The organism is Kitasatospora sp. cg17-2, assembly GCF_054031055.1.
In genome coordinates this window covers 30,222-42,368 of sequence record NZ_JBSSXW010000004.1, presented here as the reverse complement: position 1 = coordinate 42,368, position 12,147 = coordinate 30,222, and the positions used below count along the sequence as shown (strand labels likewise).

The window sequence follows — 12,147 nt, the reverse complement described above, 5'->3', positions numbered from 1 at the left end:
CCCCGCACCCGGGCGCGCGGGCCGAGAAGGCCGGCGCCCGAAAACGGAGCCCGACTGCCGGCCCCTCCGGTCGGCGCCACCCCACCGGAAGGAACCCGCGTGCGCTGGACCCGCGAAGCCCGCACCACCCTGGTCACCGCCCTCGACCGCGACGCCGCCGCCGCGGACAACGGCGCCGCCGTCCGCGACGGCGTCGACCCCACCGAAATCGGCTACCTGCCCTGACCGCCCCGGTTGCCGCCGTTCGCCGCCGCGCCCGGCCCCCCGCACAGCAGGGGCTGCGCGGCGGCGTTCGACGGTGCCCGACGCACCCACCCCACCGGTCCCAGCATCTCGACGGAGGACACCATGTTCGTGATCGGCTTCGACGACTACACCAAGATCGCCCAGCAGCTCGAGGGCCGTCACCACCAGAACTACCGGGGCACCGAGAGGGCCGGGGGCAACGACCTCGTCTTCACCTTCAAGCCGTTCACGGGCGTCGAGAAGGAACCGGCCATGCCGGCCGAGGCGTGGCGCGACGAGTCCCTCGCCCGCGTCGCCCGCGAGGCCCTGGCCGCCGAGTACGAGGACGCCCGCAGGCTGTGGCTCGACGCCCGGTACGTCCGCGAGCTGAAGATCGTGAGCACCGGCGCCCCCGAGCTGTGGACCGCCCACACCCGGGCCGAGCAGGAGATGGACCTGATCTTCGCCTCCCTGCACTCCACCGCCGACACCCACTGGCGGTCGACCGTCTCCCGGCTGGTCGCCGCCCAGGAGGCGGCCCTGACGGCGTCCGCGGCCTGGGACCGCAAGGCCCGGACCGTCGTCGACGTCCACGCCGCCCACAACCACAGCAACCTGTCCCGGCGCGAGGCCTCCGAACTGGCCGGCCTCGACAGCGACTGGGAGTTCGGCGCCCACGGCGACTACGACGGCTGGGGCCGTACCCCGCTCAACCAGCAGGTCTTCAACGCGGTCGAGCGCCAGCGCGACCACCTGCGCCAGGTCGCGGACCTGACCGGCGACCACCAGGCCTGACCACCACGCCGGTCGGCTGTCGTTTCACCGCCGCCCCGCCCCGGACCACCGGGCGCGGGGCGGCGGCGCACGACGCTGCGCCTATAGAAGAGGAGGAGCCCGCTGTGGCTGCCCGCACCCGCACCCCCGCCCGCCGGACCACCCCCGCCAAGCCCGCCGCCCCGACGAAGACCACCGCCGCCCCGGCGACCGACACCGTTCCCGCCCCCCGCACCGACGCCGACCCGGCCCTCGACCAGGCCACGATCGACGCCCTGCTGGAGAGCGCCCGCACCGACGCCGACCAGCTGCGCACCGCAGCCCGCGCCGATGCCGACCAGCTGCTCGCCCAGGCCCGCCAGGCGGTGGCCGACGCCGAGGAGCACGCCGAGCAGATCCGGGCCGAGGCCGGCACCGTCCTGGCCCAGGCCGAGCAGCAGGCGAAGACGTCGGCCGCCGACCTGGACAGCCGGCTGACCGCCGCCCGCGACGAGCTGGCCGACGCGATCCGCCGGCGCACCGCCGCCGAGCAGCACGTCGCCCGCCTGGCGGCGCTGACCGAGCAGCAGATCGCGGCGGCCGAGGACACGGTGGCCCGGCTGCGCACCATCGCCGACGGCGACCTCGCCGCGGCCGAGCAGACGGTGGCCCGCCGACGCCGGGCCGCCGAGAAGCTGCAGTCCGAGGCGGAGGCCGAGGGCGAGCGGATCGTCGGTGCGGCCCGCGAGCGGGCGCAGCAGACCATCGCCGACGCCGAGCAGGTCACGGAGCAGGCCAGGGCGGAGGCCGAACAGGTCGCCGCGCACGCCGAGCACCTGGTCGCCGAGGCCAAGCGGCAGGCGGCCGACCTGGTGGCCGTTGCCGAGCAGGACGCCGAGGCCCGCCGGACATCGGCTGCCAAGGCGCGCGAGGAGTCCGAGACGGACGCGCAGCGGCTGCGGGTCCAGGCCCGGGCGGCGGTCGAGGCCGCCGAGGAGGAGGCGGCGCAGATGCTGGACCGGGCGAGGGAGCAGGCCGGCGAGCTGCTGACGAGCGCCGGGACGCAGGCCGAACAGTTGGAGCGGGAGGCGGCCGAGGTGCTGGCCGCCGCCGAGGGCCAGGCCGAGGAGGCGGTGGCCGAGGTGACGGCGCGGGCCGAGGCCATGGCGTCCGGGGTGGTCCGCAAGGCCGAGGCCGACGCGGCCCAGCTCCGGGCCGAGGCCGGGGAGCAGGCCGGGCGCCTGGTCGGCGACGCCGAGGACCGGGTGCGCGAGGTGCTCGGCGCCGGCGCCCGTCAGCAGATGGACGCGCAGGCCCGCCTCGCGGCGATCCGGGAGGAGGCCGAGCAGGCCGAGGCCCTGGTCGCCAGGACGAGGGTCCGCAAGAAGTTCGTCGACACCTGGGGGCCGCGGGTCGCGCTCGCCGCGACGATCGTCCTGACCGCGTCGGGTGAGTTCGCGCTGGCCCGCCTGTCCGGCTGGCCCTGGCAGGTCGCCTGGGCGCTGCCGCTGGCGATCGACGTCTACGTCGTCCAGTCCTTCCGGCGGCACCGGGACGTGCTCGGCGCGATCGTCCTGATGGTCCTCTCCAACGCCGGCTACCACCTCGCGGCCGCCGGACTGCTCGGCGTCCACACCGAGGGACCCGACAAGGGCAAGCCGCTGTGGTGGCTCATCGTGACGGTCGCGGCCATCGCGCCGTGGGTGATGTGGCGCCTGCACCACATCACCGCCGACGGTGAGAACGGCCACGGCGACAGCGGCACCGGGCCCGGTGAGACCGAGAGCGACCCGGACGACGGTGAGACCACTGACGGCATCTACGTCGATCTCACCGACGACCTCGCGGCACTCTCGCCCGAGACCGACCCCGACACCGGCGGTACGCGAGACCGCCGTGAGATCGGGACCGGACACGGTGAGACCGGCGCGCGTGAGACCGCACGGCCGATGCGACTGGTTGAGACCGGCACCGGCGAGCGTGAGACCGGCAGGTCGGAGCGCGAGAGCGAGCGTGAGACCGGACCGGGCAGCGCGCTCGCCAAGCGCGGCGGTGAGACCAGGAGGCGCTCTTCCGCCCAGGACGCCGAGATCGAGGGCGAAATCACCGGGCTGCTCAGTCTCATGCACCGCCGGGGCGGCGCGGACCAGGTCTCACTGGACGACGCGGAGGAGGTCACCGGCAAGTCCCGGGCGACGGCCGCCCGGCGTCTTGAGGCCGCACGGGGCCGCTTCCGCAAGACCAGCTGAGACCGGCCCGCCCGCCACGCCCCGACAGGGCGCCCGGCGGCGGCTCGGTCCCGCCGCAGAAGTCACAGAGAGCAACCAGATCGGCTGTCGGTCTCTCCGGTGGCCACCAGAGCACGCCTAATGCCCTGGTGACCGCCGAAGGCGCCGAAGCGCCGAGCACCACCGTACCGAGCGCAACCCCGGTTGAAGGAGCTCACCTGATGAACGCCCTGCTCTACCTGGCCGGCCTCGCGCTGGTCGCCCTGGTCGTCGTCCTGACCGTGGTCACCCCGCTGTTCCTGGTCCACGCCCGCGGGAGCGACCACGGCCCCGACTGTCGGTGGTGCCACCCCCGGCCGCGCCGCCTCTGACCGACCGTCCCACTCACCGAGATCCGGGCATCTCGGCTGGTCGCCGGGCCCTCGACAGGGCTTCCGGCGGCTGGCGAAGGCGCCCGGCACGGCGCCGAGCACCACCGCAGCGACCCGTGCATCCGGCCGGAGCCCGGGTCGACCCACTTCCCCACTGGAGGACCCGCATGTCCCAGATCAACAAGACCGGGTGGACGTCGGAGCACCTGCTCAAGCCGCAGGGCACCGGCCTGTACGCCGCCCAGCAGCGCGAGCGGCTGCGGCAGATGGCCAACGAGGTCCAGGGCCTGCTGAGCGAGTACCGCTCGGCCCTGGAGGGCATCCACATCGACGGCGACAAGCCGCTGGAGGCGAAGGTCCGCGCATTTCGCGCGACTCGGCCGATGGCCGCCCTGGAGAAGCACCTGCGGGCGGCCGTGAACGAGGCCGGAAAGATCGACACCAGCTTCAACCGGCTTTACGTAGAACTTCCCGTCAAGCGCGAGAAGCGCGCGACCGCCAAGGCGCTCCAGAAGGCACACAAGGCCGAAGTCAAGAACGGGCAGGGAATGCAGGAGGTGAACACGGCGGCGAGCCTGCACGGAATCGCCGCCGGATTCTCCGAGAACCAGAACGGCAGCGGTGAAGGGAATTCCCAGGAAAAGCCCGCGGCGACTTTCCTGGATTTCCTGAAGGAGGCGTGAATCCGTGCCGCTCACGCCCGGGCAGGCTGCCCATTGGAATCAGCGCATCGCGGCGACCGCGACGAATTCCGACCGCGCGCAGGCGCTGTGGGACCTGGCCCGCACGATGGCCGGCCGGGACGAGACGGCCTGGGCGGACCTGGTGCGGATGCTCACCGCGTGGACCCAGGCCCGGGCCGGCTCCTGACGGGCCGAGCGACGGGGTGACTCTTCGCGCTCACCGAATCCGCCGCGATGCCGTCGTCCGGGGTCTCCACGTGCGCGCACTGTGCGCGCACGCGAGAGGCCCCGGATCGGTAACGCACAGTGACGAACGATTGGAGGCGGCCGGATGGCCGACGACACCACGGGGACCGTGCTCGGCTTCCCCGGCCTGACCCTGCCCGGGGTCGTGGGCGAGGACGGCTCCGGCGACGGCCTGCCGACCCTCGCGCCACTGACCACCGAATTCGCCCCGCCCGCGTCCCTTTCCGTTCCCGAGGGACCCGAACTCGGCAGGAGTTCGGAAATCACCGCCCACGGAACGGGGGCCGCCCCGGCCGCCGGGTCCGGCTCCTTGGCCGGGGTCGCCTCGATGTCCGCCGTGATGATGGCCGGGATCACGGTCGCCGCCCTGCGCGGCGCCTATCACGCGGTCGGCTACCTGAAGGCCCGCGCGGAGCACCTCAAAGCCGTGAGGGACCAGCAGGGCGCGGTCACGGGAAAGGCCGCTTCCGAACTCGAAAAGGCCAGGTCGGCCGCCCTGGCGGCGCAGCAGCGCGGCCGCGTGCAGTCCGGTCCGGAATTCGGCCGGGCCTCCCGCGGCTCCGGCCCGAATTCCTCCCCGAATTCGGGCCGGCCGAATAGCCAGGTGCCCTCGACGTTCCGTTCCACCGGGCAGACGGGGCCTGGCGGCCCGCAGCCGAGGAAGCCCGAGACGGGCCGTGGCGGCGGGCAGGACGGCCGCTCGGGTGCGCCGGGCAGCGCCGGGCCCGGGCGGGTGCAGGAGGCGCGCAGGAAGGCCCTGGAGGACTCCGGCCGCAAGGGCCGCCAGGAGGGGAATTCCGGGGCCCGGAAAGGCTCTCGGAACGGACCTCCGAACGACGGTCAGCAGCGTCCGGGACGGACCCCGGCGGGGCCGGACACGATCCGCGGAGCGGCCCGCCAGCGCGCCGCCGACCGGATCCTGAACGGCCCGAAGGACAAGCAGCCGGGCGCCGACCGCAAGGGACCGGGCGGCCGGCCGGGCAAGCCCGAGCGGACCCCGGCCGGGCCGGACACGATCCGCGGAGCGGCCCGCCAGCGCGCCGCCGACCGGATCCTGAACGGTCCCAGGGACAAGCAGCCGGGCGCCGACCGCAAGGGACCGGGCGGCCGACCGGGCAAGCCCGAGCGGACCCCGGCCGGGCCGGACACCGTGCGCGGTGCGGCGCGGCGCCGGGTCGCCGACCGGATCACCACCGGCAACTGGAAGCCCACCGGCTCCCCCACCGGTGGCGGCGCCACCCCGACCACCGTCCGCGGCGCGGTCCGCAAGCGGGCGGTGGACCGGATCCTGAACGGCAAGAAGCCCAAGGACACGGCGAAGGACGGCACGACGGACACGCCGAAGCCGACGACGCCGAGCACCGCGCTCGCCGTGCGGCCCGGACCGACCGGTACCGCGCCCGGGACGGCGGGCACCGGACCGACGGCCGGCACCCGGTCCGGCCGCCGCACCCGGCGGACGTTCACCCCGGGCGGGGAGAGCGGGGCGCGGCCCTGGCGCCTGCGCAGGCCCGGCACCACTGCCCCCGGCAGCCCGCAGGACCTCCGGGCGCGAAAGCGCCGGGAACAGCAGGAACGCAAGGCCCGCAAGCGCCAGGAGCACCGCGAGCGCAAGGCACGGCAGGCCCGTGAGCGTGCGGAACGGGCGAACGCCCGCCGCTCGCGGCGGGCCGACCGAACCGGCAGCCGCGGCACCGGCCCCACGGGCCGCACCGCAGGGGCCGGCACGGACGGATTCGGTCCGCCGCCCGGCTGGGTCCACAGCCCGGACATCAAGGTGCGCCGCTACGACCGGCCCGACCCCGACAGGGCCGCTCCCGCGATCGGCCGGGGCCGGGCCGCGCTGCCGCGCGCCCCGCACCGGTCCCCGCACACGCGGCCCGGAACCACCCGCCCGAACCCGATGCCGCCGGCACCACCCGTTGGAGGACGACCCGTGACCATCCCCGTGCCCAGAACGGGCTCCGGCACGCAGTACGCCGGTGACTCGGACCTGACGATCCACGACGTCATCGAGGCGGACGCCGACATGGCGGAGGAGATCCTGCAGGGCGCCGACGACGCGCGCGAGGCGGCCGAGGGCTGCGAGAAGCTGCTCGGCCGCCTGGAGGCCCTGCACGCCAAGGTGCTGGACCTGAAGGTGCCCGGCGTCCTGGAAGCCATGGTCGCCTCCCTCGTCGAGAAGGCCGAGGAGGTCAAGGCGAAGGCCGACGCGGTCGCCGAGAAGATCCCGGCCGCCGCCGAGGCCATCGCGGTCGCCGGGACCAACGCGGCCCGCCGCGACCAGCAGGTCGCCGACACCACGCGCGACCTGGGCCACGCCGCGCCCGCCGAGCGCGACTACCACGACCAGTAAGGAGGACCCGCCCGATGTCCGACACCGACCTCGCGCCGGTCACCACCAGCGCGCCGGCCGCCGTCCACGACGCCCCCACCGACCGGCCCGCCCCCGGCGGCGAGGTCGCCTCCACCGGCGGGGCGCTCGCTGCGGCCGGCGAGATGGTCCACGACGCCGTCAGCTACGGCGTCGTCGTCACCCAGCTCGCCATCGCCGCGGTGCGCCTGGCCCACCTGTCCGAGAAGGTCACCGGCACCTACCAGTACGTCGAGGACTGCGCGAAGTCGGTGCAGCGCCTCGCGGACCAGGCCGCCGGGATGAACGTCGACCGGGACACCGTCGGCGAGCACCGCGACGCCGCCGCCGTGATGCTCTCCGTCCTGGAGGAGGCCGAGGCCATGGCCACCGCCACCGCCGAGCTCTCCACCCTGTTCCAGGCCACCGCGGACGCGCACGAGGCCGACTACGGGCCGGTCGACGACGCCATCGCCAACAAGGAGGGCGAGATGGCCGACCGCGAGTTCTACGCCAACCGCTGACCCACCCCGGGGGCGGCCGGTGCCGCCCCCTGACGGGCCCGCCCGGCCGCCCCTTCGCACCCCGAACCCCCGCCGCTTGTCCGGCGGCACCCGCGAAGGAGCCCCTCCGATGATGTCCCTCGGCCCGCTGCGCGGGCGCATCGCCGTCGCCCGCGGCTACGTCGGCCGCACCGCCACCCTCGCCACCGCGGCGGGACTTGGCGCCGGCGCGCTCACCACCGACCCCCTGCCCTTCGCCGTCACCCTCACCGGCGCCGGGGCCGCCACCGCCTGGGGCCTGGTCTGGTCGGGAACCCTCCCGAGCGGCCGCATCCGCGACGCCGCCACCGCCCTCTACCTCGCGGCGCCCGTCGGCGCGGCCGCACTGCTCGTCACCGAGCGCCTGGTCCACGGCCTGCACTGGTGGGAACTCGCACTCGACGCCGCGTGGGCACTCGCCACCTGGAAGCTCCGCCCGGCCCGCACGGCCCGCGTCCTGGCCGGCCGCGAGCGCTCCCTCACCCCCGACGCCGTCCAGCAGGTCCAGGAGCAGCAGGCCGCAGCCCTCGCCCCGGCCGGCTCCAACCACCCCATGTCGACCTGGTGGGCGCAGCGGGTCGCCGTCGAGGGCGGGGTCGCCCCGGGCACCGTGCTGACCGACGTCGAGCGCACCGGCGAGAAGGCGCTGACCGCGCTGATCCGCGCCGCCGTTCCCGGCACGCCGGTGCCCACCGTCTCCATCACCGCGCTCTCCGCGCTCCTGGACTGGGACGAGGAGGAGATCCGCGTCGAGAAGGTGCCGGGCCGCGGCGCCGGGGTGCGGCGCCTGACGGTGGGCACCACCGAGCAGGCCGTGCTCGACCCCTACCAGCGGTGGGTGAAGGACATCGCCCCCAAGGGCATGCCCGGCACGGTCATCACCGGCGTGCGCATCATCGACACCGACACGAAGGAACTGCACTGACATGGGGCTCATCTACGAGCTGACCGTCCAGGCCCCGCCCGGCGATGTCATCGGCTACGACATGGCCCGCCTCGCCGACGCGATGGACATCAAGGACCCCGCCCGCCTCGCCGTCGAGACCCACGGCAGTCGGGGCCTGGTCACCATCTACCCCGAGGACCCGCTCGCCGACGTGGTCCTGCCCGGCCCCGAGTACCTGGTCATGGACTCCACCGGCCGCATCTGGGTCGGCCTGCACCACAACGGGCGCCGCACCCGACTGCGCCTGTACGACCCGAAGGCCGGCTCGGCGCAGCGCATGCTGCTGTTCGGGACGACCGGCGCCGGCAAGTCCACCGGCGGCCAGATCATCCTCGCAGGGATGAAGCGCTCCGGGGTCGGCGTGTTCTACGCCGACCTCAAGGGCGGCCAGTCCGCCCCCGAGGCGCGCGGCAACTGCGACTGGTGCGTCTACACGCAGGAGGGCTCCATCGCCCAGCTGCGGACCTTCTGGAACGTCATGAGGGCCCGCGAGGTCCGCTACGCGGCGGCCGGGCGCTCGAAGTTCCTGATGAACCGCCCGGACCCGCTGATGTACATGGTGGTGGACGAGGCGAACCGGCTGCTGGAGAAGGGCGCCCCGTACCGGGACGAGGCGACGTTCTACATCAAGGACATCGGCCGCACCGGCCGCTCCCTGGGCATGGGCATCGCGCTGTTCGCGCAGGCCGGCCACCTCGAGGAGCTCGGCGGCTCCGACACCCTGCGCTCCATGCTCAAGGAGGGCGAGGTCATCCTGCTGCGCTGGACGTCGAACCTGATGCGCCAGCTGGTGTCCGACGGCCTGCTCCCGGCCGGGCAGAAGCTCGCCTCGATCCCGAAGTACGCGGGCGCCGTCGAACTCGTCTCGCAGTTCGACGACACCGAGGCGGACGAGGACCGGCCCGGCACCCAGGGCAGCGGCTACCACCTCTCCGGCCTGCACCCCACCGCCCGCATGCGGTTCTTCAAGGTCGGCTCCCAGATGCCGACCGAGGGCCTGGACCCCGAGATGCTCGCCCTGTACGGCGACGGTCCGCACGCCGTGCTGGAGAAGGACTCCTGGGAGGCCGCGGGCGAGGCCTACGTCGGGAAGCTCGACGGCATGGAGGCATACCGGGCCGCCTGCCCCGAGAAGTTCGAGGAACCCGAAGCCGGCGGCGGGGGCGGCCGGGGCCGCGGTGGCAGTGGCGGGAACCGGGGCGGCGCGCGCAGCGCGCCGGTGCCTGCCATCGCCGCCGCCCCCGAGCCGCGGACCGCCTCCCGCCTCAACCTCACCGACCGCGTGCTGGCCGTCCTGGAGAACACCGACGGCGAGGACCTGGACGACCTGGAGATCCTCGCCGCCGTCAACGCCGACGGCGGCCGCAAGGTCAGCCTCGGCGGCCTCCGCAACGCGCTCACCGGCCTGCGCGGCTGACCCCGCAAGGGCGCACCGGTCAGTCCTCGCAGAAGTTCTCCGCCTCGCAGTCCCAGCAGATCCACGACTCGGGGACCTCCACGACGTCGCAGCAGTCGCAGCCCTCGCCGTACACACGGTTGTTCGCACCGCAGTTCCAACAGCTGTAGTGCACGTGCGCCACCACGACCCCCCTCGCTTCCGGGCCCCGCACCGAGCAGTGCGGGGCGCAGTACGAACCTGACGTACCACCAGGCCAGGCCGACAAACACCCCGTCCGGCCCGCTCGTCCGCCCAACCACCAACGACCCGCCAGGAGCCCCCGTGGCCGTCACCGTCTCCCTCGCCGTCCTCTTCGGCGTCATCACCACCGTCCTCTACCGGGGCCGCGCCGTCGGCTTCTGGCCCGCCCTGGTCCTCGTGCTGTTCGGCTTCACCCTCGCCTCCACAGGCGCGGGCCCCGCCATCAACCAGCTCCTCACCAACCTGGTCACCGCGCTCAGCAACGCCGCCTCCTGACCCACCACCCGCGCCTGGCACTGCGCCACCGCGCCGCGACCACTACCTGGACCCCGGCACCGCCGAGCACCTGCCCCGCCGCCACCGCGGCGACGAGGACTGACCCGCACCCCCGGCCTTTCCGGGGCCGTGCCATCGCCCGGGCCGAGTACCGCGGCCCGACACCAGAAGGAGAAAACGATGGGCAACGACACCGCCACCAACCCGCCGAAGAACCAGTGCAGGCAGTGCTGGTACCACGCCTACGCCAAGGACGCGCACGCGCACCTCGGCTGGCGCGAGGACTGTCCGCAGTGCGTGGACCACATGGACAACGGCCACCCCGAGAACCTGATCGTGAAGTGAGCCGACACCGCTCCCGGCCTCTCCGGGGGCCGCCGGACCCGCCCCGCCACCCGGCGTGGGCGGGCCCGGCGGTCCCGGAAGGCGCCCGGCGCCCCCGAACCCCGGCAAGCCCCCGCCACCTCTTGGAGCACCCCGTGGACAGCATCTACACCGCCACCCCCGCCGCCGCCGACACGGCGGTCGACCTCAACGCCTTTCTCCTCCAGGACGGCTATGTCCCGGCCTCCCTCGACGGCCGGGTCGTCGCCGTCCCCCTGCAGCCCTCCTCCACCACCCCGGCACTGATCCCCGCCCTGGTCGACGGCAAGGTGATCGCCGTCCCCGTGCACAACCCCCTCGCCGCCGCCGCGGAGACCGCCGCGCAGCAGCAGCCCGTCCCCGCCGCGCCGGCGCCGGTCCCGGTGGTCGACCCGGGCCTGTCACTGGCGGTGCGCCAGTACGTCCTCTACGGATCCATCGCCTCCCTCGCCGCCGGCGGAGCGGTGTGGATGCTCGGCGCCGCCGTCGCGCAGGTCGCCCCGCACACCGACGCACTCGGCGACCTCCTCAAGTGGGCCGCCGTCCTCGTCGCCGCCGTCGTCCTCGGCGTCGCCGGCCTGCTCGGCAAACTCCGCTCCGCCGCCACCGGCACCGGCGCGGGTACGTCCGCGTCGGCGGGCGGCGACGGTGCCAGCACCGGTCCCGTCCTCGCGATGTTCCACCGGCACACCGAGGTCACCATCGGCCGGCAGTCCGCCGGGTGGAAGGGCACGGTCACCAACAACGTCCGCTGACCGGCCGCCCGGCCTCGCCCCCGGCCCGCACACCGCCCGCCCCGCCGAACACCGGCCGGGCGGGCGGGCCGCTTTCCGGGGACGGGGCCGGCCGACCGGCCGACACCGCGACCTGCCTGGAGGACGTCGTGAGCAGCACCGTCACCGTCACCGCCGACCCGGCCAGCCCCGAGGAGATGGGCGCCGCCGCGGTCACCACCATCACCGAGGCCTTCGAGGTCGCCGCCGCGAAGCGCCCCCCGGTCGACCGCCGGGCGCCGTGGCGGATCGAGGGCACCCCCTACAGCGCCGCCCGCCTCACCACCGGTGACCTCACCGCCGTACTGGCCGCCCTGCCCGACCACCTGCCGGTCGTCTGCGGCGTCCCGCAGTGGGACCGCCGCGCCGCCTGGCCGGTGCGCGCCACCACCTGGGACGGCGCCCTGGTCCTGCACACCACCGCACCCGACCCCGACCCGAACGCCCTGGTCCTCGACCTCCACCTGCCCGCCCCCGTCCCCGGCGGCGACGCACGGCCTGCCGCGGCCCGCCGTACCGGCCTGGCCGCAGTGCTGACGGTCGGCGACCTCGCCGCCGTCCTGGCCGCCCTGCCCGACCACGCCCCGGTGACGGCCGTCGTCCCCGGGTGGGCCGGCACCGCCGAACTCGTCCTGGAGCACGCCGACGACTACGGCGACTGCCTCCTGCTGGACACCGGCTACTCCACCTGCGAGGAGCTCTCCGGCGCCGACGACGCCGACGCATAGCCCCGGCCCCGCCCCGCCCAC

The 12,147-nt window shown here is 74.8% G+C and carries 15 protein-coding genes; 14 read left to right on the top strand and 1 reads right to left on the bottom strand.

Translation table 11 applies throughout. The features are described 5' to 3' along the window. The first annotated feature begins 99 nt into the window (after nucleotides 1–99). The 10 genes from ACW14Y_RS42345 (at nucleotide 100) to ACW14Y_RS42300 (ending at nucleotide 9,764) form a co-directional block, all read left to right on the top strand. Entirely contained in the window at nucleotides 100–225 is a 126-nt protein-coding gene (locus ACW14Y_RS42345; protein WP_456988977.1) for a hypothetical protein, read from the top strand. Between the two features lie 123 nt (nucleotides 226–348). Next, nucleotides 349–1,020: a hypothetical protein gene (locus ACW14Y_RS42340; protein ID WP_456988975.1), complete on the top strand. Its 672-nt coding sequence runs from the start codon at nucleotides 349–351 to the stop codon at nucleotides 1,018–1,020. A gap of 104 nt (nucleotides 1,021–1,124) precedes the next feature. Next, the gene (locus ACW14Y_RS42335; RefSeq protein WP_456988973.1) at nucleotides 1,125–3,227 is read left to right on the top strand and encodes a hypothetical protein; all 2,103 of its coding nucleotides are present in this window, start codon (nucleotides 1,125–1,127) and stop codon (nucleotides 3,225–3,227) included. Between the two features lie 200 nt (nucleotides 3,228–3,427). After that, nucleotides 3,428–3,577, top strand: coding sequence for a hypothetical protein (locus tag ACW14Y_RS42330; RefSeq protein ID WP_456988971.1), 150 nt, complete (start codon nucleotides 3,428–3,430; stop codon nucleotides 3,575–3,577). 167 nt (nucleotides 3,578–3,744) lie between these two features. Continuing rightward, nucleotides 3,745–4,260, top strand: coding sequence for a hypothetical protein (locus tag ACW14Y_RS42325; protein ID WP_456988969.1), 516 nt, complete (start codon nucleotides 3,745–3,747; stop codon nucleotides 4,258–4,260). Nucleotides 4,261–4,264: 4 nt separating this feature from the next. Continuing rightward, on the top strand, nucleotides 4,265–4,447 hold the full coding sequence (locus tag ACW14Y_RS42320; RefSeq protein WP_375915649.1) for a hypothetical protein: 183 nt from the start codon (nucleotides 4,265–4,267) through the stop codon (nucleotides 4,445–4,447). A 144-nt stretch (nucleotides 4,448–4,591) separates the two neighbouring features. Then, entirely contained in the window at nucleotides 4,592–6,862 is a 2,271-nt protein-coding gene (locus ACW14Y_RS42315) for a hypothetical protein (protein WP_456988967.1), read from the top strand. Between the two features lie 14 nt (nucleotides 6,863–6,876). Next, nucleotides 6,877–7,383 (top strand): hypothetical protein, encoded by a 507-nt coding sequence (locus ACW14Y_RS42310; RefSeq protein WP_456988965.1) that lies wholly within the window; start codon nucleotides 6,877–6,879, stop codon nucleotides 7,381–7,383. A gap of 109 nt (nucleotides 7,384–7,492) precedes the next feature. Continuing rightward, nucleotides 7,493–8,326 carry a hypothetical protein gene (locus ACW14Y_RS42305; RefSeq protein ID WP_456988963.1) on the top strand — a complete coding sequence of 278 codons (834 nt, stop codon included), beginning with the start codon at nucleotides 7,493–7,495 and terminating at the stop codon, nucleotides 8,324–8,326. Between the two features lies 1 nt (nucleotide 8,327). Beyond that, entirely contained in the window at nucleotides 8,328–9,764 is a 1,437-nt protein-coding gene (locus ACW14Y_RS42300) for a DNA/RNA helicase domain-containing protein (RefSeq protein ID WP_456988961.1), read from the top strand. 19 nt (nucleotides 9,765–9,783) lie between these two features. Here the strand turns inward: ACW14Y_RS42300 and ACW14Y_RS42295 are convergent, their stop codons facing one another. Then, a complete protein-coding gene (locus ACW14Y_RS42295; RefSeq protein ID WP_456988959.1) occupies nucleotides 9,784–9,927 on the bottom strand; it encodes a hypothetical protein in 144 nt (47 codons plus the stop codon). A gap of 140 nt (nucleotides 9,928–10,067) precedes the next feature. Between ACW14Y_RS42295 and ACW14Y_RS42290 the strand changes: the two genes are divergently transcribed. The 4 genes from ACW14Y_RS42290 (at nucleotide 10,068) to ACW14Y_RS42275 (ending at nucleotide 12,126) form a co-directional block, all read left to right on the top strand. Beyond that, nucleotides 10,068–10,262 (top strand): hypothetical protein, encoded by a 195-nt coding sequence (locus tag ACW14Y_RS42290; RefSeq protein ID WP_456988957.1) that lies wholly within the window; start codon nucleotides 10,068–10,070, stop codon nucleotides 10,260–10,262. Nucleotides 10,263–10,442: 180 nt separating this feature from the next. Beyond that, entirely contained in the window at nucleotides 10,443–10,607 is a 165-nt protein-coding gene (locus ACW14Y_RS42285) for a pRL2-8 (RefSeq protein ID WP_456988955.1), read from the top strand. 134 nt (nucleotides 10,608–10,741) lie between these two features. Then, complete coding sequence (locus tag ACW14Y_RS42280) at nucleotides 10,742–11,380, top strand: hypothetical protein (RefSeq protein WP_456988953.1); 639 nt, start codon at nucleotides 10,742–10,744, stop codon at nucleotides 11,378–11,380. 128 nt (nucleotides 11,381–11,508) lie between these two features. Beyond that, entirely contained in the window at nucleotides 11,509–12,126 is a 618-nt protein-coding gene (locus ACW14Y_RS42275; protein ID WP_456988951.1) for a hypothetical protein, read from the top strand. Nucleotides 12,127–12,147 lie beyond the last annotated feature (21 nt).